Genomic DNA, 25,587 nt, shown 5'->3' with positions numbered 1-25,587 from the left:
TGGCAGAAAGCCTCATTCTAGAGCCTCGAAGGGAGCGAAGTTTTCCTCGCTCAGTCAAGCCAAGACCGCAGCGGTACGCTAGAAATAAAAAAGCCGCTCACCTTAAGTGAACGGCATTAGCTCAGTGAGCGGTTTTTTATTGCTTATGGTTTATTAGTTCAAACCAAGCTTTTTAAGTTCTGTTTCTACTAGCTTTGCAGAAAGTGGTACATAACCATCTTTCTCTACAATTTGCTGACCATCTTTTGAAAGTACCATTTTTAAGAACTGTGCTTCCATTGGAGACAATGGCTTATTTGGGTGCTTATTTACGTAAACATATAAAAAGCGAGATAACGGGTATTTACCTTGCGCAACGTTATCAAGTGTTGCATCAACAAAGTTATCGCCTTTTTTAGCTAGCGGTACAGTACGTACGCCCGATGTTTTATAACCAATGCCAGAGTAACCAATTGCATTTAATGAAGATGAAATTGACTGTACTACCGACGCTGAACCCGGTTGTTCATTTACGTTATTACGGAAATCACCTTTACACAGTGCTTTCTTTTTAAAGTAACCGTAAGTACCTGATACAGAGTTACGCCCGTATAATTGAACATCTTTAGCTGCCCAGTCACCTGTTAGGCCAACATCGCTCCAACGGTTTACTTGCTCTGGTGCACCACACTTACGAGTAGATGAAAAAATAGCATCTACTTGGTCAATACGAAGACCTTCAATTGGATTATCTTTATGTACATAAACCGCTAGTGCATCAATAGCAACGCGTACTTCAGTTGGTTTATAACCGTAGCGTCTTTCAAACGCTTCGATTTCTTTAGATTTCATTTTACGGCTCATTGGACCAAGGTTAGCAGTACCTTCGGTCAGTGCCGGTGGAGCAGTAGAAGAACCTGCCGCTTGAATTTGAATATTTACATTTGGGTAAATACGTTTGTACTCTTCAGCCCAAAACGTCATCATGTTGGCTAAAGTGTCAGAACCTACTGATGAAAAGTTACCTGAAACACCACTAATTTTTTGATACTCAGGAATATCTTGGTCTAAAGCAACTGCTTGTGCAGATACGAAAGTTGTAACAGCCACACCCATTGCGGCAACTAAATTTTTAAATTTCATGGTGGGTTCTCCAGTTTGTTCGTCCCATTTTCTAACTGCTGCCCACTCTAAAGTGAGTACATGACAGTTACATTACTCTTAAATGACACTTTTATGACTTGACTGATTAGCTTAATTTTTTAGTTAATGGAACTATCTTATCCATTGAAAATTCAAAGGAAAAACACGATCCTTTGTTTACTTCGCTGCTAATATTTAATTTACTATCGTGGCGCGTTAGTACATGTTTTGTAATCGCTAGCCCTAAACCTGAGCCACCCGTTGTTCTGCTACGGGCTTTATCAACGCGGTAAAAACGCTCGGTCAAACGATTAATATGCTCAGGCGCAATACCATCACCATTATCGGTAACACTAAAACATGCTTTATTGTTTTTGCGCTGCCAGCATACTTCTACTTTACCGCCTGGCTTTGTGTAATGAATGGCATTAAATACTAAATTAGAAAACGCACTACGCAGTTCATCCTCAGAGCCTTTAATATCAAGGGATTTATCAATATTAAAAATAAGCTCATGGCCTTTATCTTGATTAATTGAGTTTGCCTCAGTGTGAATATAACCCAATAATTGCGGTACATTTATGGCTTTATCGTTATCTTGACGCCTCGCACCTTCAATACGCGAAAGCGATAGTAATTGGCTGACTAAGCTATCCATGCGCTTGCATTGTTCAAGCATAGTATTTTGCGCTTTGTTCCACATTGCTGGGGGCGGCATCATGTCGCCATCCATCATCTCAAGATACCCTGTAACCACTGTAAGCGGTGTACGCAGCTCATGTGACACATTGGCAACAAAGTCTTTACGCATTTGCTCTAGCTGTTTTAAGCGTGTTACATCACGTACTACAACCATAAGTTGCGTGCTTGCATAAGGCATTACCCTAAACTCAAGTACTTGCTCAATACTGTGGCCGTTATCAAGCTCAAGCGCGTCGTCAAACTCGCCTTTATGCATGTATTTAGCAAACTTAGGTTCGCGAATTAAATTATCAAGGCGCTGACCATGATCGGTTGGCCACTGCAAACCAAGTACCTTAAGCGCAAGTTGATTACACCACACAATACTTAAATCGTTTTGCAATACCACAACCGCATCGGGCACCGCTTCTGCACCATCGCGAAAGCGACGAATTAAATCAGCAAGCTCATTACGTTTTTTACGATTACGGTGCTGTAGATGATAAATACCTTCAAACACTTGCTCCCATGCACCCTCACCTTCTGGTGGATTAAAGCTACGTTGATTAAGTAGCCAATCACTCAAACGATAAAGTTGATGGTAGTGCCAAATAAGGAGGGAAAATGATCCTAAAAATAAAAGTAAAAATGGCGCGCCAACCAGCACACCAATTAATAGTAAGGGTAAAAAATAGATAAACAGGCGCTTTACTAACGCCTGCTTATTAACAACTCGATACATACACTCACTTTACCTTAGAGTAGTAATACATGCGTATTTCATACATTAGCTAAGCTTTAAGCTGATCACAGCTTACTTGAAAAACGATAACCCGCGCCACGTACAGTTTGCACCAAACGGTCATGTCCAAGTGGGCCAATTGCTTTACGCAGACGACGAATGTGCACATCAACCGTGCGATCTTCTACGTAAACGTTAGTTCCCCATACATGATCAAGCAGTTGTTCACGGCTATAAACACGCTCTGGATGGGTCATAAAAAAGTGCAGTAATCTAAATTCGGTTGGCCCCATATCAAGCTCATTACCTTCTGAGGTAACGCGATGCGATATTGGGTCTAAACGTAAGCCATGTACTTCAATAGCTTCTTCTAATGAGGTTGGCGATACACGGCGAATAACCGCTTTAATACGTGCCATAAGCTCTTTAGGAGAAAACGGCTTAGTGACGTAATCGTCAGCACCTACTTCAAGGCCGCGTACTTTGTCTTCTTCTTCACCGCGAGCTGTAAGCATAATAATTGGGATTTGGCGGGTGTGTTCGTTTTGCTTAAACTTTTTAGCAATTTGAATACCGCTTCCACCTGGTAACATCCAATCAAGTAAAACCATATCTGGGTAAGGTTCAACCATAGCTGCAATAGCAGAGTCGTAATCTTCTGCTTCAATTGCTTGAAATCCATTTTGCTCTAAAACAAAAACCAACATCTCCCTGATAGGAGCTTCGTCATCTACGACTAGTACTTTACGTGACATTCCAATTTATCTCTTACGCTATCGAATTAGTTTTCATTATTATGACTAAGTATGACATTTTTATGAAAGTGTAACGTGTAAATTAAAATGGTGGTAAAAAAAACACAAATTAGTGACAAAAAACCTCATTAACGTCATATTTTTAAAACCTTTTTAATATTTAACGTAATAAAAAGAGATTTACGATAAATTTTTAAAATGTCAGATTTTTTAAATTACCTGCTTTTTTGCCCGTATTTAAATTACTACATAATAGCGAATTAGCTGGGATCATTGTTTTACTAACCCATACCTTTTTACAGATCGACGGCTTAAAAGTAACTTTAAAGCCATTTTAAAATCAACTAACCCGCCTGTGTCGCCATTAATACGTTTAAAAATAGATCTAAATTTTACTAAGCCCCAAATAAAGGATCAGATTTTTACCAAGCCGATCCACTCTCAGATCAGAGTTGTACCTAGTCAAAGCCATAAGTTGTTGATTGTTTATACAAATAAATAACGATCAAATTATTTCAAAGGCTAAAATAGCGCCAAAGTGAAGTTGGCTTAGTAAAGTAATGATCCGAAAGTGCTATGTTAGTAAATGGGTGATCCCAAAGTACGGCGTTGATAGTACAGTGATCTGATCAATAAAAGCCGTACCCGTAATATAAAAGCGCAGGCATTAAAAAAGCCAGCAACAAAGTTACTGGCTTAAATGATCAATTATAAACGATCTATTATCTAATTTTAGGGTCTAGTTCGCCGCTTAAGTATTTAAGGTGCATTTCATCAAGTGAAATTGGCTTAATTTTACTAGCCTGACCAGAAGTACCAAACGAGTTGTAGCGTGCTACACAAATCTCTGTCATGGCTTTAGTTGCTTCAGCTAAGTATTTACGTGGATCGAAGTTAGATGGGTTTAATGCCATATGACGACGAATTGCACCAGTAGATGCTAAACGTAAATCGGTATCAATATTTACCTTACGAACACCAAACTTAATGCCTTCAACAATCTGTTCAACTGGCACACCATAAGTTTCTGGAATTTCGCCACCGTACTGATTAATAATTTCTAACCACTCTTGAGGAACAGAAGACGAACCATGCATCACTAAGTGCGTATTAGGAATACGGGCATGAATCGCTTTAATGCGATCAATCGCTAAAATGTCATCTGTTGGTGGGCGAGTAAATTTATAAGCACCGTGCGAAGTACCACAGGCAATTGCAAGTGCATCAACGTGTGTTTTATTTACAAAGTCAGCCGCTTCTTCAGGATCCGTTAGCATTTGCTCAGTGGTCAATATACCTTCTGCGCCAACACCATCTTCTTCGCCAGCTTCACCTGTTTCAAGTGAACCAAGTACACCTAACTCGCCTTCAACCGATACGCCACAAGCATGCGACATAGCAACAGTTTCGCGCGTTACTTCTACATTATATTCGTAGCTCGAAGGGGTTTTACCGTCGCTCATTAACGAGCCATCCATCATTACTGATGAAAAACCAAGCTGAATTGAACGCTGACATACACCTGGCGATGTGCCGTGATCTTGGTGCATAACAACAGGGATATGTGGCCATTCTTCAACGGCTGCTAAAATCATATGACGAATAAATGGAGCACCAGCATAAGCACGTGCGCCAGCTGATCCCTGAACGATTACAGGGCTGTTTGTTTTGTCAGCCGCTTCCATTATTGCGCGCATTTGCTCTTGATTGTTAACGTTAAAAGCAGGTACGCCGTAACCATGCTCAGCGGCATGATCTAAAAGTTGTCGCATACTGATTAAAGCCATTGGGTATTCTCCAATTTATCGACAGTAGTTCCCTACCATCTAGTTTGAACGGATGTGTTAGTTTGGCGTTATAACAACGCCACGAAAAACCACTGCTTTGCAGTAATATTCCGTCTAAATTAACTATTAAATTAGGGTGAGAGGTATTTAATAGTTAATTGTCGGTAAGGGCTATTACCCCCTCACCTTACGCTACTAAAATTACTTAGCGCGCGATTCTAGCATTTCAACTGCTGGAAGTTTTTTGCCTTCTAAAAACTCTAAGAACGCACCACCACCAGTAGAAATATAAGAGACTTTATCGGCAATGCCGTATTTATCAATTGCAGCTAAGGTATCACCGCCGCCGGCAATTGAAAACGCATTTGAGTTAGCAATTGCTTGTGCAATAGCACGTGTACCATTACCAAACTGGTCAAACTCGAACACGCCAACAGGGCCATTCCATACAACAGTGCCCGCATTTGCAATAATTTTTGCAAGCTTGCTCGCTGTATCTGGACCAATATCAAAAATCATATCGTCGCTTGTTACTTCGCTTACGTCTTTAAGCGTAGCTACAGCAGATTCAGAAAACTCATTACCAACAACTACGTCAGTCGGTACAGGGATTTCACCATTATTAGCAATCGCGGCTGCACATAAACGGTTCGCTTCATCCATTAAATCAGGTTCGTAAAGCGATTTACCAACTGGGCTACCTGTTGCAGCAATAAAGGTATTAGCAATACCGCCGCCGGTAACTAATTGGTCAACAATTTTAGAAAGTGAATCTAAAACAGTTAACTTAGTAGATACTTTAGAACCACCAACAATCGCCACTAATGGACGCGCTGGGTTATCAAGTGCTTTGCCTAACGCTTCAAGTTCAGCTGATAATAACGGACCTGCACATGCCACATCTGCAAATAAGCCAACGCCATGGGTAGATGCTTGTGCACGGTGAGCCGTACCAAATGCATCCATTACATATACATCGCACAATGCTGCTAGTTGCTTAGATAACGCTTCGTCGTTTTTCTTCTCGCCTTTGTTAAAGCGCACATTTTCAAAAACAACCACTTCGTTATCAGCAATATCAACACCGTTTAGGTAGTCTTTTTCTAAACGTACAGTTTGCTCAAGGGCATCGTTTAAGTAATCAGCTACAGGTGCAAGCGAAAACTCTTCATCATATTCCCCTTCCGTAGGACGGCCAAGGTGTGACATAACCATTACTTTAGCACCCATCTCAAGCGCTAATTTAATAGTAGGTAGTGCTGCACGAATACGCGCATCTGACGTCACTTTACCTGCTTTAACTGGTACATTTAAATCTTCACGAATTAATACGCGTTTGCCGTTTAAATCTAAATCTGCCATTTTTATGACCGACATGAACATCTCCTTAGTTAACGATACTGAACCTGAAAAATACGTTTAAAATTATTATATTAATAAATTACTTATTCACTGCCATCATAGCACGCGCTGTGTCGAGCATACGATTAGCAAAACCCCATTCGTTATCACACCATACTAATAACTTTATCAGTCGTTTGTGACTAACACGTGTTTGTGTGCCATCAATAATACAAGAATGTGGGTCGTGATTAAAATCAACCGATACAAGCGGCTCTTCGGTATAACTTAAAATACCTTCTAAGCGGTCTTTTGCTTGCGCTTTAAGTGCATTATTTACTGCATTTAAATCTACATCAGTATTAACCGTTACACTTAAATCCATTGCCGTTACATTTATAGTAGGAACACGTACGGCGATGGCTTCAAAACGGCCTTTAAATTTAGGTAAAATACGGTCTATACCACGGGCGAGCTTTGTATCAACTGGAATAATTGATTGGCTTGCAGCGCGAGTACGACGTAAATCATGATGATAACCATCAATCACTTGTTGATCGTTCATCGACGCGTGAATTGTTGTAATAGCGCCCGATTCAATACTAAATGCATCATCAAGTACTTTAATAACCGGCACAACACAGTTAGTTGTACACGACCCGTTAGACACAATTGTGTGTTCGCTTTTAAGCTCATCGTCGTTAATGCCATACACAATCGTAGCATCAACATCGTTATCGGCCGGATGCGAAAACAACACCTTTTTAGCGCCTGCTGTAATATGTAACTGAGCGTGTTCACGCGAGTGATAAACACCCGTACATTCAAGTACAACGTCTACATCGAGCGTTTGCCAAGGTAATTCAATTGGGTTTTCTTCACAAAAAAGTGCAATGGTATCGCCTGCAACACTAATGGTGTCTTCACCAAGCTTTACAGGAAAAGAAAAACGACCATGGGATGTGTCGTATTTTAATAAATGAGCAATAGCTTCAGGATCAGCAAGTTCGTTAATCGCAACAATTTTTATATCGTCGCTCAAACCAGACTCGTATAACGCGCGGACAATATTTCGGCCAATACGACCAAAACCATTAATTGCAAGTTTGATTGCCATGAAATATAAAATCCACTCTTTTAGCGTGCAGATAAAGGCAATACGCCTTTTAGATGGCTGTATTGTAATCGACCTTGAGTATGATTATAAGAGGGTAGCATTAGAAACTTTAAATTAAGAGCAAAGAGCTTAGCCGTTGTAAGCTCTTTAATAGTTCTGGGCTTTTAGATTAAGCCTTGTAAATTAAGCTTTTTAAACTAGTTTTTTTAATGCATTAATTATATCTTCTGGCTCAGAGCGAGTACGGTAATCAACATCAACATAGCGCCAAGTCACTTTACCTTGTTTATCTAAAACAAAGGTGGCAGGAATAGGTAAAATACTGCCATTTCCGTTATTCAGCGACTCTAAATCTAGGCCTCGATCTACTCGCATATGCTCTAGTAAAAATGTAGGTACTTGCCATGCTACGCCGTAGCTTGCTGCAACATCCGCATTTTGATCACTCAGCACTAAAAAATCCATGTTACTTATTTCGTTTTCGCTCATTGAGTCATCGGGTACTTGCGGGCTAATAGCCACCAGCTGCGCACCTAAAGCATGAATTTCAGGTAAACGTGACTGCAGTGCTTTAAGTTGTAAATTACAGTACGGACACCAACTACCACGATAAAAAGTAATAACCACAGGGCCTTGTGCAAGTAGCTCTTCTAATAAAACTTGCTCACCTTGTTGATTCGGCAGCTCAAAGCGTGGGGCACTTTGAGCTAAATTAAGTGCATTTGCACCCTCTTGAAAGGATTTTGCTTGAGCAATACTTTCATCAACACCTTTCATAAAATCAGGATTACCTTTTCGCCCAGCGGCTACTTTTGCCTCGGTTTGTGCTTTTAATGTGTTGCTTTCATCGCTCATAGTATGGCTACCTTCAAATTAATCAAAAACTTAAAGCCAGCTTACATTATGAAAATGTATTTGAAATGAAAATTTTAATTTAATCATTTACTTCTAAATCAAACATCACATTTATTGATGAGGTGATGCTTATTATTGAATTGGTACTTATTGTTTTATCTACATACCGTTTATGTTCAAAGGGGTTTGAATTATTAGTATAGCCCGATAAAACTGAGTGCTTTGCATCGCCTTCATTATCACTGTAATTCGTTCGGTTTGAATTCGAACTAATGCTGTAAACTTTTCCAAGTTTAGTGCCAAATGCTTTAGCAAGCAGGTTCCCTTTAGCTATTGCGTCATCTACTGCAGCTTGTGTTACCTGCGCCTCTAACAACTTTGCTTTTGAAGATACACTCTCGATTGCTATAACATTATTTATTTTTACGCTTTGTGCAAATTCAATAAAACCATCTATTTTTTTAATATCATTTATTGTTACTTTAACCGTTTTTAGCGCTAAGTACTTATCGCCTGAAACAGTCCCCGCTTCTGTACCAATAATATTGTATACATTGCTTTTTAAACCAGATACAAAAACATCGTCTTGCTCAAAGCCGTATTTGTCGACTCCTTCAAGTAAGGAGTTAATCTGGGCATCAATATCTCGTTTAGCCTCAAGCAACGTATCTTTAGTGCTCGTTACTTCAAAAGAAACTTGAGCCATATCAGGTTCAACTAATACCTCCGCAGTGCCCTGTACTGCAATATGGCGGTTATCAGGCAAGCTTGAATTAGCAAAAGTGATGAGTGGAAATAAGGTTAAGAAAATAGTAGTAATGAGTTTCATGTTCGTTCCTTGAAGTGGTTAGTTAAATAGTAATGATTACGTAAGCGTACCTATAATTATACAGGTAATAATAAAAGTAAACTGTCCTTTATTGTAGGTGGGAGTTTACCTCGCGCGGCATAAAGCCGCGCCTACAGCCAACCTACGTCAACTCACCTATTTTTATCTTTTTTACCACGACTACATTATTACTTTAAATAGGGTAACCTGTAGGCGGGAGTTTATCTCTCGCGGCATAAAGCCGCGCCTACAGCCAACCTACGTCAACTCACCTATTTTTATCTTTTTTACCACGACTACATGATTACTTTAAATAGGGTAACCGCCTCTTTATTGTAGGCGGGAGTTTACCTCGCGCGGCATAAAGCCCCGCCTACAGTAACCGCCTCTTTATTGTAGGCGGGAGTTTATCTCGCGCGGCATAAAGCCCCGCCTACAGCCAACCTACGTCAACTCGGCTACTTTTAGCTCTTTACCACGGCTTATTTGATGGCACTGAGCTAGCAGTAACTCGGCGGTCGCTTGTGCGTCAGTGAGGGCATGATGACAATGATAGCTTGGTAACTCATAACGTGTGCGGCAGGCATTTAGGGTTAAATCATCTTGTTTTATTTCAGTTGAATGATGAAGTAAGCGCTTTTGTTCAATATGGAGCGTGTCGATTATGAGTTTAGGACGTATAGTTATATTGGCATTTTTAAGCGCTATTTTTAAAAATCCCCAGTCGAGCATGGCATTATGAAACACTAAAATACAGTCGCTAAAATGGCAGCTCAATTGCGTTAGTATGCTGTTTAGGCTCTGTCCTTTTGTTATAGCATCGTCGCTAATTCCATGAAAAACAGGACTTTGCTCAAGGCTTTTTACGTCTTTGTTTATAAGGTGCTGCGACTCGCTCATTTTTATACATTGGTTATCTATTATCACCCACGCTACCGACACTATTTCGTGCTGTTTTGCATCAAGGCCAGTGAGCTCTAAATCAATCACTAAATAACGCTGTTGTAAGGCATTTTTACCGAGTAATTTACGGCGTTTTAAATACCGAGTGAGCAGTTTTTTTACCATGTTAGTAACCCACCATCATAAACTGCCGCGAGCAAACTTAAACGCGGCGGCTTGCTGCGCTTGTTTAACAAGGTAAAACGCTTCTTTTAGTTGATGGCGCTCCAATGAGTTTAATTTATTAGGATTAATACAGTTGCTTGGTAGGCCCTCTTCGTTTATTTGTGTACTCAAGCGAAGCTGCGTTAAGAACCGCCAGCAGTCTTTTAGGTTGTATATATCTTCTTTGCTGATAAGTTTATGTTTTAGTAGTGCGTCCAACCGCTCTTGCGTGTTGGCGCGCCTAATACCCGCTTTTAGAGCGTACAACCGTACTATGTCATTTATAATTACGACACCGCGCTTTTTTAAATCTATGTATTTATTATTTTGATCTGTTTTTTCGGTTTTAAATTTATTAAATAAACCAATTGGCACGCTGTTACTGCTTATATCGCTTGCCATTGCGGCATAGAATAAATCATTACGTGATATACGAATTAGTTGCTCGCAAAAAGCCGTGTATAAAGTGTTAGAGCCTTCTATAAAGCGCAGATCAAAAAATATTTTACAGTTAAGCATTGCATTGGGTGTCGGACTTTTTATCCATTTAAAAAAGCGCTCGCTCCAGTCGTTTACGCTCATTCGGCACTCATCGCTGCTTGCCATAATATTACCTGGACAGCGCCTAATGCCGCATTCAACTAAGTTTTCACATACAAACTCACCCATGCTTTTAAAGTAAGCGTGTTGTTCGATGGTTAAGTCGTTAGGGAGTAATAAGCCGTTGTCTTGATCTGAATGCAGGGTTTGTTCTTCTCGTGCTTGCGAGCCAAAGCAAATAAAACTAAAGCTAGTTGGCGCTGCGCCATGCTCTTCTTGAAATAAGTGAATAAGGCGCGATGTAAGTGCATCAGTTAAACCACTGAGTAATTTACCAATGAGCGATATGTCGTCAATGTTGTACGAAAAACCACGCAGAAGTTCGGGGATTTCTTTTGCGTAGCGTTTTAAGTCGGTAATCGTATGTGCTTTGTATATGCGCCCAATAAGTTGTACGGGGTCACTTTTTTGTTGGCGCAGTAAATCGGTGCTGGTTATCATTCCTATCGGGTTATGATTTTCGTCAAGTACAGGCAAATGGTGAATGTTGTATTTAAGCATTAAATGTAGCGCCGAAAACACCCGGTTATTTTCAAATATAAACTTGGGTTTAGCGGTCATAATACTGCTTACTGCATCTTGCGGGTCTATCTCGTCGGCAAGTACTCGGTTGCGTAAATCGCGGTCGGTTACCACCCCTACTAAGTGCGCGTGCTGCGTTATCATTATTGACGATACGCCATGCTCTTTCATTTTTTTTGCGCTTTGTCTAATACTTGCATCGGGTGCAAGGGTAATAGCAGTCCGGGTCATTAACTCTGATATTTTACGTTCAGACCAACTGTCGTTTTTACTTTTATAATGCGATGACAACAAGCGGTTTGCATGAGCGCGTACAAAATATTGTTCAAACGATTTATATTCTCGGCGTAAAAAGTCAAAGTCTGTTTGGGAGAGCATATATACTATGCCCTCTTTTTGTACTTCCAACCTATTTTGAATGGCCTCGCCGGTTAACAGCGACGGAAAACCAAAATAATCACCTTGTGCAAGGCGCGTTACCACATCGCCTTTGGCATCAACTAAATCGTATAGACCAGAGCGAATTAAAAATAGTTTGGGGTTTTCACTTTGTAACCACTGCGCTTGGTTTTCGCGTGTAAGGTAAATAACATCGAGGTGATTTACAAAGTACTCGCATGCACTGCTGTTAAGGAGGCTAAAAGGCGCTTGCAAACATACATACTGGGCTATTTCTTGTTGTTCTACACTCATTGTATTCGCTCTTTAAATGGTGATGTACCAATCTAATGTACTTACTTATTAAACAAATAAAAAGCCCGACTAAAGTCGGGCTTTTGGTGCTTTATGATTTTTAAATCTAGCCTATAAATTGTAGCCTAGTGGTCGTGCGCTTCAGCCGACCCTTTAGGGTTACGAATGCTTTCAACCATTTCTTGAATTTCAACCGGTGTAGGTTTAGTAAACTTAAGAACAATTGCAGCAACTGCAAAGTTAATAATCATACCAATTAGACCAATACCTTCAGGCGAAATACCTAAGAACCAGTTTTCAGGGCTGTTAAGCTCAGGGCTAACAAACTTGAAGAAGATAATATACGCAGCGGTAAAGCCAATACCCGTTACCATGCCTGCAATTGCGCCTTCTCGGTTCATTGTTTTAGAGAATATACCCATAATAATTGCTGGGAAGAAACTCGCTGCCGCTAAGCCGAACGCAAATGCCACTACCGATGCCACAAACCCAGGCGGGTTAATACCAAAGTACGCGGAGATAACTATAGCGACCATGGCTGCCAACCTCGCTGCAAGTAACTCTTGCTTGTCGGTAATATCGGGCTTAAGGGTTCGCTTGAGTAAATCGTGCGAAACGGAGGTCGAAATAACCAGTAGTAAACCTGCTGTTGTAGACAGCGCAGCGGCAATACCACCAGCAGCTACCAGTGCGATTACCCATGCTGGTAAGTTAGCAATCTCAGGATTAGCTAATACCATAATGTCGCGGTCTACGTTTACTTCGTTAGCACTATTCGGATCGGTGATTTTACCCGCCGTGTAGAACATTTTGCCATCGCCGTTTTTATCATCAAATGTAATTAAGCCTGTGCGTTCCCAGTTTTTAATCCACCCTGGTGCTTCTGCGTAAGCTGTACCGCTACCGTCTTTACCATTAATGGTATCAACCATGTTTACTCGAGCAAAGGCTGCAACCGCAGGAGCTGTAGTATAAACAATGGCAATGAACACTAACGTCCATGCTGCAGAAATACGCGTGTCTTTTACGCGAGGTACAGTAAAAAAGCGAACAATTACATGTGGTAAACCCGCAGTACCTACCATTAACGCACCAGTAATAGCAAACACGTCAATCATGCTCTTAGAGCCTTCGGTGTATTGTGCAAAACCAAGTTCAGCGCTTAAGCCGTCTAGTTTATCAAGTACGTACACGCCATCGCTGCCAATTAACGTAGCACCAAAACCGGTTTGTGGGAAGAAGTGACCCGTCATCATCATCGAGATAAAAATAGCCGGTACAAGGTATGCAAATACAAGTACACAATACTGCGCTACTTGAGTGTAAGTAATGCCTTTCATGCCGCCAAGTACCGCATAAAAGAATACAATCACCATACCAATGTAAACACCGGTTTCTATTTCTACTTCTAAAAAGCGTGAAAATACCACGCCTACGCCACGCATTTGCCCAGCAATGTAAGTAAAACAAATGAATATGGCACATACAATTGCCACTAAACGCGCGGTGCGTGAATAGTAACGGTCGCCAATAAAGTCAGGCACAGTAAACTTGCCAAATTTACGTAAGTAAGGCGCTAAACACATGGCTAATAGTACATAACCACCTGTCCACCCCATTAAGTAAACGCTGCCATCGTAACCTGCAAACGAAATAATACCCGCCATTGAAATAAACGACGCGGCGCTCATCCAATCGGCTGCTGTTGCCATACCATTAGCAAGAGGAGGTACGCCGCCGCCCGCTACATAAAACTCTTTAGTTGAACCCGCTCGAGCCCAAATTGCAATGCCGATATAAAGCGCAAAGCTTAAACCAACAATTATAAACGTGAGTGTTTGAACATCCATTGCTTAGCTCCTATTCGTCTACGCCGTATTTTTTATCTAACGTATTCATTTTGAAAACGTACACAAAAATCAAAGCAACAAAGGTATAAATCGCGCCTTGCTGGGCGAACCAGAAGCCAAGTTTAAACCCAAAAAAACGTACTTCATTAAGTACATCAACCAGTAATATGCCAAACCCAAAAGACACGATAAACCACACTGCTAAGAGTTTAAATAACAGCGAAATGTTTTCTGCCCAATAAGCTTTTGCTTGTTCTTCATCTTTAAAAGCCATTTTTGTTTTCCCCTTTAAGCACCGCAATATCGCGGTGAGTGGTTTTTTATCTTCGCTTACCAATTTAGCAACGCTGGTTAAATATTGAATTGAGACCATAGTCGTAACAGCTTGTTAACGTTTACGTAAACTGTAGGCTGCGTTTTATTTAAAACATCAAAAACCCTTTAATTACATAAAGTTAATTATTTATGGATATTTAAAACACAGAAAATGTTACAAATTGGTTAATACTGCGACATTAGTCTAATACAATTACATATTTACATTTAAGCCTTTAAATTCATAACCTTAAAAAACAAATGCTATTTAGAAATAAAAATCTGCACGTACACTCACTAGGAGTTCTGGTATTGTGTTAATTCCTCATAGGGTTGAGGAACTATTTAAAATAATAAGGTTTAATAACAACATGACTGCCGTACTCATTATTGTTGCTTTAAGTTATATAGGTGTGCTGTTTTGGCTTGCCAACTGGGGCGATAAAACAACCCCTTTGGCAAAGCGTATTAGCCACCATCCTTTTGTATATTCACTGTCATTAGGCATTTATTGTACGTCGTGGACTTATTACGGCTCGGTAGGTACAGCGGCCACCAGCAGTTGGAGTTATTTGCCCATTTTACTTGGCCCTGCCTTGTTGTTTTTTTTCGGCCAAAGGTTTTTACGTAAACTGGTACTTGTGAGTAAAAAGCAAAACATAACCACTATTGCCGATTTTATTTCAGCTCGCTATGGCAAACGCCAAACCACGGCAATTATGGTTACAGTTATCGCCTTGCTCGCTACTATTCCCTATATTGCACTGCAATTAAAAGCGCTCAGTACCAGCTTTTTACTCCTGCAAAGTAGCACTAAAATATCGGGCGATATGCTGGCGCTTTCGGCTACATTAATTATGGCTTTGTTTGCTATATTTTTTGGTACACGCAAAGTGGATGTAACCGAATATCGTTCGGGGTTAATGCTCGCTGTTGCGTTCGAATCAATGATTAAACTAATTGCCCTTATTGCTGTTGCTGGGCTTGCGGTATTTACACTCTTTAACTTGCCCGAAACTACTGCAAATAAAGTAACCGAATCGATTTGGGATCACTGGACCAACTTTAACTTTTTTAGTTTTAACTTTATTGGTCAGTCCTTAATGGCGGCAGCCGCTATTATATGTTTACCACGTCAGTTTCATGTAACCGTGGTCGACAACCAAAACAAACGCCACTTACTTACCGCTCGCTGGGCTTTTCCGCTGTATTTACTGTTAACTGCGGCAATGATTTTACCTATTGCCACAGCCGCTATTCATCCTGAAATTGGCAGTGGTTATTCACCAGATAGCTTTGTACTTGCCCTACCTTTAATTAACGACAATGCCTTTTTAACCACCTTTGTATTTATAGGCGGTTTATCGGCCGCCACCGCAATGATAGTGGTCGCTACACTGACGCTAAGTACCATGATTTCAAACGATGTTGTGCTGCCACTTATGCTACGTCGCAAATTTAAACGTAACTTAATCACTACCAGTTATAAGTCTCGTATTTTACTTGTAAGACGCTTTGCTATTGCGGGCATTTTAATACTGGCCTACTTTTACCAGCAATGGTTTGGGCACAGTAGTGCGCTGGCGAGTATGGGTTTGGTGGCTTTTTCACTTGTTACGCAATTACTGCCTTCTATTGTGGGCGGATTATATTGGCGAAAAGGCCATGCATATGGCGTTTACGCAGGTTTAGTTGCAGGCTTTATTTGCTGGGTATTATTTTTAATGCTGCCAATACTCGATGCCGGCGCAGCACTTGATAGCGAGCTACAGCAAACACTTATAACGCGCGGAACCTTAATAGCTTTGTTTGCAAATATTGGGTGTTATATTAGTTTTTCACTAGGGGCAGAGGAGCGCCTAATTGATAAAATTCAGGCCGCTGCTTTTGTTAATCCCAAAGATCAGGCTATTTTAGCAAGACGCTTAAACAAAGATGTAAAAGCCACGGTTTACGACTTTAAAATACTACTGCAAACCTTTTTGGGGATTCAGCGCAGCCAGCAGGTATTAGCGCATTACGCTCTTGCCCATCACTTAAGCGATAATAACGCACACCCAGAACCCGAATTTATAGCTTACTGCGAACGCGCATTAACCGGCGTGCTGGGCGCATCTTCCGCACAAGCGTTAATACATACTGTATCATCGGGTAAGCGTATGGCATTTGAAGAAGTTGTAAACTTTTTTGACGAAACCACTCAAGCGCTGCAGTTTAATCAAAATCTGTTATTTACCTCACTCGAAAATTTAAGCCATGGTATATCGGTTGTCGATAAAGATTTAAAGCTGGTGGCATGGAACAAACGCTACAGCGAAATGTTTGGCTATCCTGAAGGGTTTTTAGAAGTAGGCCAACCCATAGAAGACATTATTAGATACAACGCGAACCGTGGTGAATGTGGCCCTGGAGAAATAGAGCGCCAAGTAGAAAAACGCGTGCAGCATTTAAGATATGGCAGCTCGCATCACTTTATTCGCCACCGTCGTAATGGACAAGTGTACGAAATGATTGGTAACCCGCTGCCCGATGGCGGCTTTGTTACCAGCTTTTCGGATATTACAAACCACATAAGTACGCAAAATGCGCTTGAAGAAGTAAACATGGATCTTGAAAACCGCATAGAAGCGCGTACTCAAGAAGTACAAACCATAAATAAAGACCTACAAGCCCAAATAGATAGCCGTGTACAAACCGAGCAAGCACTTACTTTAGCCAAGCGCGAAGCAGAGCAAGCCAACGACAGCAAAACACGCTTTTTAGCATTGGCGAGCCACGATATTTTACAGCCATTAAATGCAGCGCGTTTATACCTTGCCGCCATTGACGAAAAACAGCTCGACAGCACTAACCAAAATAGCTTTGAAAAATTAGGCGACAGTCTCGACTCAACCGTGCATTTGATGTCGGCACTGCTTGAAATAGCTAAGCTAGAACAAGGTGCAATGAGCCCCACCCCGCGCCACTTTTTTATTGAAGATATTTTAGCGCCGCTACAAAGCGAATACGCTATTTTATCGAGCGATAAAGGTCTTAAACTTAGTGTGCGCTCAAGCCATCAAGTAGTGCACAGCGATATAACCTACTTGCGTCGAATTATTCAAAACTTGGTCTCTAATGCAGTTAAATACACCGATAATGGCCGTGTATTAATTGCCTGTAGGAACCGAAAGCACAATTTACGAATAGAAGTATGGGATACAGGCCCAGGTATTAGCGAAGTAGAGCAAGCTAAAATATTTAACGACTTTTACCGTGTTGAGTCGGGCGATAACAAAGGCGTAGGCTTAGGCTTGGGTGTTGTAAAACGTATGGCTGACTTATTAAGTTTACCGCTCGATGTGCATTCTGAGCCTAATAAAGGTAGCCGTTTTAGCATTGAAGTACCTTATGGCGACGAGCAGTTTGTACAACAAAAAAGTACTACAAACAGCCTAATAGAAAACCGTGCAGCAATTAATATTGTTGCCGTTGACGACGACCCAGAAAACCTAGCTGCAATGGCAAGCTTACTTAAAAAGTGGCAAGCTAATTACACGCTATTTGATAATGTAAATAATGTACTGGCGCACGCTAAGCAAAACGGTGCACCCGATGTTATTTTAATGGACTATCAATTAGGTAATGACTGCGATGGCATAACGCTAATTAAAACCCTGCGCGAAATTTGGCAAAGCCAAGTACCTGCTATTTTAATAACCGCAGTGCGCGACACCGAGCTTAAGCAAGAAACTAAAGCCGCTAATATTCATTATTTAAGTAAGCCAATTAAACCAGGCAAACTAAAAGCGTTGCTTAATCACAGTACATAATAAGCCAGTAAAAAGTGATCTAGTTAAAAGCTATCAAGTAAAAGTAGCGTAAAAAAAAGCCCAGTATCTTCACTGGGCTTTACTTTATAAATTTTTCATAAAGTTAAACTGGATTTGCTCGGCTTCTAAGCTTTTGAAACAACCAACTTAGCCCAACCAACGAAAGCCCTAAACCAATAAACGAGAGTGCTTTAAGTAACCCCTCTAAATTAGCCATATCTATTAAAAACACTTTAACAATAACTGCAGCCAGTAAACCTAAGCCTACTTTTTGTATTAATAACTGATTTTTAAGGTGACCAAAAATAACAGTACCGGCCCCTAGTATTAACCAAATAACCGAGTAGCTATAAAGCTCAGCGTTGCTTGCGCCTTTTGATAAGTAAATGTAAGGCCCTTGCCAGTACTGGCGAATAAAGCTGTTTATTGCCAATAATACAAAGCCACCCGCTACAGCTAATATAAATGGCGTCGCTTTTGCATTTATTGGTTTTATAAGTTTGGCTAGCCAAAGTGTTAGTCCTGCAGGCACTAACCATAATAGTAATAACCAGTTAAATATTGGCAGCTCACCTATGTAAAGTGATTCAAATAATGGGTTATCGTCAAGCAAGGTTTTAATAGCAAAAAGTCCTGCTAATCCTGCAAGTGCAAAGCCCGCCAATTGGTATAACTTAGCTAAAGTACCGGCAAGTTTTGATCTGTGTAAATACACACACCCTAATGCAAGCCAGTTACAAGTAAGGAGTATTTGTTCGTAAAAGTTAAGTGAATCAAATTGCGGATAATGCCCTACTAACTGATAACTTGTTTCGGTGGTAATAAAAAGCGCTAAACAATGCAGTGCAGCGCCCTCTAACCATACTTTTAATTGTGATGTTTTAAAGCACCTAGCGGCGGCAAAAAATAACGCAATACATAACGGATAAACCACTATGCTCCAATGCAAGCCAAATACCGTAAGTGCATCGTAACTTGGCGTCCAAGGTGAAAACGTAAGGCGCAGTAATAACGCGGCAACTAATGCTTTAATAGGCCAATGCGGCATAGGCACGTTATGGCGTTTTATAAGTACGCTTATAAGTAATACTTGTACAGCAAGTGCAATGGTTAGGCCGCTGTCACTTAGTAGCATGGTAATTGCTAACGTAGTATTGGCATTAGCGCCTACCCAATAAGTAAAACGCTGAAAAAGCGTTGTATTATGCTGCGCGAGCTTTATTAAAATAGCCGCCACTACAAACAGTACAACAGCCCAAAGTGGATATGCAGTACTTAACGCAGAATTAGGAATAAGCGAATATAAAGTCGCTATCATTACAAATGCGCTAAACGCCCCCGTAACATGAAATGCCAAACGCTTAATCTGTTTTTTACCATAATAAAGCCCAAAACCAGTAAGTAACAATCCGAGTAATAAACCCAAACCGTATTCATTTTTGAATATAAAGAGTGCGTCATCAAATAGGTTTGGCGAAAGATGCGTGCGTTCAGCACTTATAACTAATAGCGTTGCACTTGCTAATGCTACTGCTTGCCAAATATCCCAGCGGCTATTTTTAAGGACTAAAAATAACATTAGTACAATACTTAACACGCCGATTGTTTGCCACTGCATATCAAAGTGACTGATTAACATGGTAAATATTAAGGGCGCTATAAAGGCGAGTAGTAATGCATGATCAGGAAGCACATTAATTAAACGTTTTAAACTGTGCGGGCGGAGCTCTATAACACTCAATTTTAAGCCCAATCGCGGTATAGCAATTAGCCCTATAATACTAAGTAAAGCAAACATTCCCATTAACCAAACGGTATTAGTTTTAAGTAGCGTAAAACCAACTAAATACCAGCCAATGTGCCCAGCCCATAGTAAATACCATAGCCAAATACGCTGTACTTTATGTGCAACTAACGCAGCCGACAGGCTTACAAAGCCAACATACATTAACAACGCAAACAAATTACCACTGCCAGTGCTAACCCATATTGGTACGCTGTAAGCGCCTATAATACCAAGCACGGCTAATAGCGGGCCTAGCCTAAGCGCCATCGCACTTGCACTAATTGCTATAATAGCTAACGCAAAAAATGCCACGGTAGGGCTCAGCATGTCGTAATTGCTGTAAGCTAAAAGCGTTAAAGCAAAACAGGTAATAAACCCGCCACTGGCAAGCGCTGCGGGTATGTAATTATTAAAGCCTTCAAATATAATGCGTTTATGGTGCAAATAAGCTGCAGCTGCAATTAAGCCAAGTCCAAATAAGCCGCCTAAGCTCAGCCTCATTACAGGCGATAGTAAACCCGCCTCTAGGCTATATTTAGCTAAAAATATCCCACCAAAAGCAAGTGCGATAGCGCCTATCCAGGTCATCCAGTTTTGCTCAAACCCTGCGCGTAGTTTATTAAAGAGTAATTCTATGGCTGATGCTTTAGCTGGTTTGGCTTTTTTAGGAGGCGCTGATGGCTGATTTATTACCGGTGGCGACGCGCTTTGGGGCGTTAAGTTTGGCTGTGTTTTATAAGCAATTGGCTCAGACCTTGAAAGCGCTGCCTGAGCAATAGACGCTTCGCTTTGAGGTTCACTTTGCGATATCGGTTTATGTGTTTGTAAGTGTGTTACTTTGGCCCTTAAAACAGCAACCTCTTGTTTTAATCCATTTAACTGCACTAGCGCTATTAAGCCGCAAATAGCACCGGCAACTACAACCAGTATTACTATAACGGCTAACCCAACTAAATCATCCATGGCACACTCTTATTAATTATTATGCCCTGAGTGTACCTAATTATTAATAAGTAGGTAAATTTTGTTCAATAAAAAAGCCTAAGCGCTTGTAGGCGCTTAGGCTTTACACTACTTAAAATATGTAAATTTATTCAACACTATCGGTAATAGTACGCTCTAGAGTCATTTTATAACCTGAGCTTGTTGTTTCATCATGCTCTAAAATCAATATGTAGTTACCCTCTTGTGTAAAGTCCATATCGCTTTGTTGAATAAGCACAATTTGCTGACCGTTATCTTCATATATAGCATAAACAGTGTAGACTTGGTTATCTACAACTTGCTCTTCTTGGTCATACTTATCTAGGCTATCAACTACGTTACTGGTGTCGTCTACTGTTTCGCCGTTAAGAGTAAAGTATACATCAACATCTGAAACCGACTGCCCTGCGTAGCTTTCAATTAGGTTTACAACCGATACCGTATGACTGTAGCTACTTGGTGTTAAGTTTTCTTCAACGCTCATCATGCGTAAGCCGTTATCAACGTCGTTATAAAAAATACCCACCGCGCTTTGCTCGCGCTCTAGCGTCATTAAAAAGTTATCAGCGAGTTTAGTACCTTCTTCGTCATACATAGCAACGCTATAACTATTAGGCGAAAGCTCAACGTAGTCAGTATACGAGTCACTTGCTACTGTATTTGTTGTATTTACAGTTGTACCGCGTGTAGTCGAAAAGCTAACTGGCGAGTAGTCATCAACCGTATTTATAAAGCGTAATTGCCCTAACGCAGATTGGTGTTTAAGTTCAGTTACGTAGTTATTATCGGTTACTACATCAAGCGTAATACCACTGTCTTCTGTTGCATAACTTGGGCGGATAATCGCTACATAACTTGCTTCATCGTATAAATAAACCGATGACGACTCATACATAACATCACTGCTACCAGCTTTAGTTATGTAAATAGTGTAATAACCTTCATCAATACTTTGCAGGTCTAACTCACCTAAATATTGAGCCGATGAAAAAAGTGTCGCGCTTTCAAATACGCCATCATCAGTTGCTAAATAAATATCGTAGTTAGTGTCCTCCCCTGCAATATTATAAAACCCTAAGTTAAACTCACCCGTGTCGCTTGTAATAGGTACGCTAAGCTCTGTAAATGTAGGCTCATCAAAGTTACCACTCATTACTATTAATTGAGTTTTATCGCCTTTAATAGATACTTCTTGGTCGCTAATTGTTATATAGCTGTCGTTAGCATCTAGGTACTCAAAACTTACGTCAAAAGTGCCTGTGCTGTAGTTGTGGCGAGTTGTTACATCGGCAAAATCAGCGCCTGAGCGCTCTGTTTCTTCAACAAATAGACGTGTGTATGGGCTGTTATACGAGCCATTATACATTTGAATGTAGCCTGTTGAGCTTGAGCTATCGTCAGAGCCGCAGCCCGACAAAACAGTAATTAGAGTTAAGGGTAATGCAGCTTTTAAAAGGGAGTTGGTCATTAAGGTTATTCCTTATTATTAATATCCCCATTATGACCCAAACATTCTATTTTAATTTCATGATTTACAAAGCATTACCCTCACTGACACTTACTTACGAAAACGTTAAAAAGTGTTATAAATGTGCAAACAATAAGGACGTGTTTTTATATAATTAAGAATGCTTACGAGGCAACTTCAAAACGATCTCGACCATTCTTTTTAGCTAAATATAAAGCTTGGTCGGCGCGTTTCATTACTTTATCTAAAGGCTCATTAGGCATTTGCATTGCAACACCTATACTCACTGTTAAGTGGCGAATATTTTGAACGTTAATAGTATGCGCAATGGTAATTAATTGCTGTGAAAAATCACAAGCTTGCAACATGTTGCTTATAGGTAAGTAGCCACCAAACTCCTCACCACCTAGGCGAGAAAATTTATTATTATGTACAAAAGCATTGTCATATTTGGTTGCTAATTCTTTAAGTACTAAATCACCGACATCGTGACCAAATTCGTCATTAATAGCTTTAAAGTGGTCTATATCGATAATTAAAATAACGTAAGGCGAGTGCTGAGAATTTTTAGCGTGCTGATAAAAATAGCGTCTGTTATGTACCTTCGTTAAATCGTCAATAATTAGCTCACGTGCTAATCGGTTATTAATGCTTTGTACAAAGCGCATCGTTTTAAATAAACCATAAGAAGTTAAAAGCATGCCGCTGGTTCTACATAAGTCTTCAAAATAAACACTTACCCAGTAAGGCTGAACAACTAACTCATCAAGCACATCAGCTGTCGTTCCAACGCTCCAAAGTAATAAACCAAAACTAGAAAAAATATATGCCTGTTTAGATAGCTCAGAACATTGAACCATCCAAAACAGAAATATAATGACAATTAAATTAATAAAATCGGTAGTAAAACCATACACATTGTTTTGTACATTTAAAGGAGGGAAAGTATCTAACGCGTAAGCTGTAAACGTAACGATATAGATCAATAAAGCTAAACTGAAAACTCTATTGATCAAAGGCATTTTATAAAAGTTAGAAAGTTTAACGGTGAGTTTTACTGTTTCAATCATATTAATAGCTAGGTTTTCAGTACTTCATTTAAAAACTATAGCACAATAATAAAAACCCTCGCGAAGATAAAACCCACGATAACACTCAAAGTTACGCTTAAATCAAGACACTAAGTCCCCATAATCCCAACACTAAAATAGTGATGCCAATTATAGCTTTAGTTTTATGTTTACTAATGATTCGCTCAGCTTCATTACCTGCATAATAAACAATAATAGCTAAGCCAAAGTAACGAATAGAACGCGCAATACCTGAGGCTAATAAAAACAGCCAAATAGAGTATTTCGTTGCACCCGCTGCAAGCATCGCTATTTGAAACGGAATAGGCACAATGCCAAGCGTTATAACAAACCAAAAACCTTGATCTTGCATTTGCTGTTTAACGTTTTCAAATTGCTCTGGGCTCGAAAACGTATTAATGATCCAATCACCAACCGCATCAAATAAATAGTAACCCAATGCATAGCCAAAAAGTGCACCTACAATACAACCTAAAGTCGCCATTAACGCGATAAGCCATAGCTTCTCTCTACGTGCTTGCATTAGCGGCACCAGCACTGCCTCAAGCGGAATGGGCACTATAGTTGATTCTAAAAACGACGCTACGGTAATACCGCTAAGCATATGCTTAGAGTCGATAAAGTTACGTGTTTTTTCTTTTAGCTTTTTTTGAATGGCCATAGTAAATCCTTTTCACTTATCAGTAAGAACAAGAGTATTCAATGAGCTAATAATTACATATTTAGGTTAATACACGCTGAAAACACAGTACTAAATTTATCACGCCCTACTGCATTAACAAATTAGTAATATCCATAAGAATATTTTATTATGTGCCCATGCAGTTAGATTCCCTATCACAGTAGTTATTAATTTATGCAAAGTGCGCGTTTTATTCCCTTTAGAAAGCAAGATATTGTTGATATGTGTAGCGAAGAGCTTAAAAGCAGTACACAAAAAACATCGTTTAAACAATTTTGCGATTTACTAGCAAGCCTTATTCATTACGATTATCACTCAACACTTGAGTCACTTAAAAACAACTACGCCCCTTTTGATCCCAACAGTGACACGCGATCGTTAGCGCCAGTATCGGCGGATCAAAAAGCGCAGTGCCAACATGAGTTTGCTAAAGATTTTGCTAAGGTGCTTAATGCCGCTAATTTTGAAGTGATCACCAATGAAGACTTACAAGATGCATTAAACGAAGAGTCACTATTTAAGGTGCGCCTTGAAGTTGAATTTGACGACTTTGAAGAAGTGGTTTTTTATCGCCGTGGCGAGTCGCAACTCACTGAAACCATTACCAGCTTTTGGGGCCTTCGTAAAAAACCGCTGCACTTTACTAATTACGACCGTGTTGCCGTGTTTATTCGCTTTAAAGACAGCGCTTATTTTAAAGCTAAAAATAAAACGCCAATGGGATTTGAGCCAAGCTCAACCATAGTAAAGCTGTTTCAAAATGTGCCAAAGGCCGATCTCGAAATGCTATTTCCTAATAGCGAAGTACGCATGCGCCCTATTGATAAAGCAATTATTGGCTCATCGGCTTTAGTTGGCGGTGCAGTGGTACTTATAACTAAACTTGGCGCATCAATCGTATTATTGCTTGCTCTGTTTGCTTTTTGGGGTGGTTTTAGAAGTGAAGCTGTAGAAATGACCCAACAACATTTTATTACCTTTGCTATTGGCATGGGAGTATTTGGCAGCTTTATTTTTAAAGAATGGAGTAAGTTTAAAAACCGTAAAATTAAATTTATGAAAGCGCTTAGCGATAACCTCTACTTTAAAAACCTTGATAATAACGCGGGTGTTTTTCACACGCTTATAGACGCCGCCGAAGAAGAAGACATAAAAGAAGCCTTACTTGCTTATACTTTTTTATTAAAATCAGAAAGCGGCTTAACCGCCCAAACGCTTGATGAACAAATAGAGCATTGGTTTAAAAGCAAATACCAGTGCAGTCTTGATTTTGAAATTAGCGACGCACTTGAAAAGCTGGTACGTATGCGTTTGGTAACGTGCACTAGTGATGTGTATAGCGCAATCAATTTAGAACACGCAAAAACGATATTAGATGAGCGTTGGGATAATCTTTTTCAATATAATTAATGTAGTATTTTTGCTAAATAATACCCAAATAAAAAAGC

General features: G+C 40.1%; 18 protein-coding genes. 2 read left to right on the top strand and 16 right to left on the bottom strand.

What is annotated here, in order from left to right; translation table 11 throughout:
* Positions 1-153 precede the first annotated feature (153 nt).
* From I6F49_RS16360 to I6F49_RS16305, 12 genes are all read right to left on the bottom strand, one after another.
* The gene (locus I6F49_RS16360) at positions 154-1,122 is read right to left on the bottom strand and encodes a PstS family phosphate ABC transporter substrate-binding protein (protein WP_197181333.1); all 969 of its coding nucleotides are present in this window, start codon (positions 1,120-1,122) and stop codon (positions 154-156) included.
* A gap of 106 nt (positions 1,123-1,228) precedes the next feature.
* Complete coding sequence (gene phoR, locus I6F49_RS16355; protein ID WP_197181332.1) at positions 1,229-2,545, bottom strand: phosphate regulon sensor histidine kinase PhoR; 1,317 nt, start codon at positions 2,543-2,545, stop codon at positions 1,229-1,231.
* 65 nt (positions 2,546-2,610) lie between these two features.
* Complete coding sequence (gene phoB / locus I6F49_RS16350) at positions 2,611-3,300, bottom strand: phosphate regulon transcriptional regulator PhoB (protein ID WP_006791869.1); 690 nt, start codon at positions 3,298-3,300, stop codon at positions 2,611-2,613.
* A 722-nt stretch (positions 3,301-4,022) separates the two neighbouring features.
* Positions 4,023-5,087, bottom strand: coding sequence for a class II fructose-bisphosphate aldolase (gene fba, locus I6F49_RS16345; RefSeq protein ID WP_197181331.1), 1,065 nt, complete (start codon positions 5,085-5,087; stop codon positions 4,023-4,025).
* A gap of 201 nt (positions 5,088-5,288) precedes the next feature.
* Positions 5,289-6,464, bottom strand: a complete 1,176-nt coding sequence (locus tag I6F49_RS16340; protein WP_197176255.1) for a phosphoglycerate kinase — start codon at positions 6,462-6,464, stop codon at positions 5,289-5,291.
* A gap of 64 nt (positions 6,465-6,528) precedes the next feature.
* Positions 6,529-7,545, bottom strand: coding sequence for an erythrose-4-phosphate dehydrogenase (gene epd, locus I6F49_RS16335; protein WP_197176256.1), 1,017 nt, complete (start codon positions 7,543-7,545; stop codon positions 6,529-6,531).
* A 192-nt stretch (positions 7,546-7,737) separates the two neighbouring features.
* Entirely contained in the window at positions 7,738-8,400 is a 663-nt protein-coding gene (locus tag I6F49_RS16330; protein WP_197181330.1) for a peroxiredoxin-like family protein, read from the bottom strand.
* 79 nt (positions 8,401-8,479) lie between these two features.
* Positions 8,480-9,229, bottom strand: a complete 750-nt coding sequence (locus tag I6F49_RS16325) for an SIMPL domain-containing protein (RefSeq protein WP_197181329.1) — start codon at positions 9,227-9,229, stop codon at positions 8,480-8,482.
* A gap of 444 nt (positions 9,230-9,673) precedes the next feature.
* Positions 9,674-10,297 carry a 3'-5' exonuclease gene (locus I6F49_RS16320; protein ID WP_197142050.1) on the bottom strand — a complete coding sequence of 208 codons (624 nt, stop codon included), beginning with the start codon at positions 10,295-10,297 and terminating at the stop codon, positions 9,674-9,676.
* A 15-nt stretch (positions 10,298-10,312) separates the two neighbouring features.
* Positions 10,313-12,151: a putative nucleotidyltransferase substrate binding domain-containing protein gene (locus tag I6F49_RS16315; protein WP_166419253.1), complete on the bottom strand. Its 1,839-nt coding sequence runs from the start codon at positions 12,149-12,151 to the stop codon at positions 10,313-10,315.
* Positions 12,152-12,276: 125 nt separating this feature from the next.
* Entirely contained in the window at positions 12,277-14,001 is a 1,725-nt protein-coding gene (locus I6F49_RS16310) for a sodium:solute symporter family protein (protein ID WP_007587184.1), read from the bottom strand.
* A 10-nt stretch (positions 14,002-14,011) separates the two neighbouring features.
* The gene (locus I6F49_RS16305) at positions 14,012-14,275 is read right to left on the bottom strand and encodes a DUF4212 domain-containing protein (protein ID WP_007377498.1); all 264 of its coding nucleotides are present in this window, start codon (positions 14,273-14,275) and stop codon (positions 14,012-14,014) included.
* Positions 14,276-14,687: 412 nt separating this feature from the next.
* Here I6F49_RS16305 and I6F49_RS16300 point away from each other — a divergent pair, with 412 nt between their 5' ends.
* Positions 14,688-18,128 carry a PAS domain-containing hybrid sensor histidine kinase/response regulator gene (locus tag I6F49_RS16300; protein ID WP_166419254.1) on the top strand — a complete coding sequence of 1,147 codons (3,441 nt, stop codon included), beginning with the start codon at positions 14,688-14,690 and terminating at the stop codon, positions 18,126-18,128.
* Between the two features lie 103 nt (positions 18,129-18,231).
* Here I6F49_RS16300 and I6F49_RS16295 read toward each other — a convergent pair whose 3' ends face one another.
* From I6F49_RS16295 to I6F49_RS16280, 4 genes are all read right to left on the bottom strand, one after another.
* Positions 18,232-20,877 carry a DUF2339 domain-containing protein gene (locus I6F49_RS16295; RefSeq protein ID WP_197181328.1) on the bottom strand — a complete coding sequence of 882 codons (2,646 nt, stop codon included), beginning with the start codon at positions 20,875-20,877 and terminating at the stop codon, positions 18,232-18,234.
* A 127-nt stretch (positions 20,878-21,004) separates the two neighbouring features.
* On the bottom strand, positions 21,005-22,366 hold the full coding sequence (locus I6F49_RS16290; RefSeq protein WP_197181327.1) for a hypothetical protein: 1,362 nt from the start codon (positions 22,364-22,366) through the stop codon (positions 21,005-21,007).
* A 164-nt stretch (positions 22,367-22,530) separates the two neighbouring features.
* Positions 22,531-23,436 carry a GGDEF domain-containing protein gene (locus I6F49_RS16285; protein WP_197176269.1) on the bottom strand — a complete coding sequence of 302 codons (906 nt, stop codon included), beginning with the start codon at positions 23,434-23,436 and terminating at the stop codon, positions 22,531-22,533.
* Positions 23,437-23,533: 97 nt separating this feature from the next.
* Positions 23,534-24,118, bottom strand: coding sequence for a YqaA family protein (locus I6F49_RS16280; protein WP_197176270.1), 585 nt, complete (start codon positions 24,116-24,118; stop codon positions 23,534-23,536).
* A 195-nt stretch (positions 24,119-24,313) separates the two neighbouring features.
* Here I6F49_RS16280 and I6F49_RS16275 point away from each other — a divergent pair, with 195 nt between their 5' ends.
* Entirely contained in the window at positions 24,314-25,549 is a 1,236-nt protein-coding gene (locus tag I6F49_RS16275) for a TMEM143 family protein (RefSeq protein WP_197181326.1), read from the top strand.
* The last annotated feature ends 38 nt before the right edge of the window (positions 25,550-25,587 follow it).

This window comes from Pseudoalteromonas sp. SWN166 (genome assembly GCF_015864485.1).
Classification (GTDB): Bacteria; Pseudomonadota; Gammaproteobacteria; order Enterobacterales; family Alteromonadaceae; genus Pseudoalteromonas.
The sequence above is the reverse complement of the archived record's forward strand: the minus strand, read 5'-3'. Positions and strand labels throughout refer to the sequence as shown.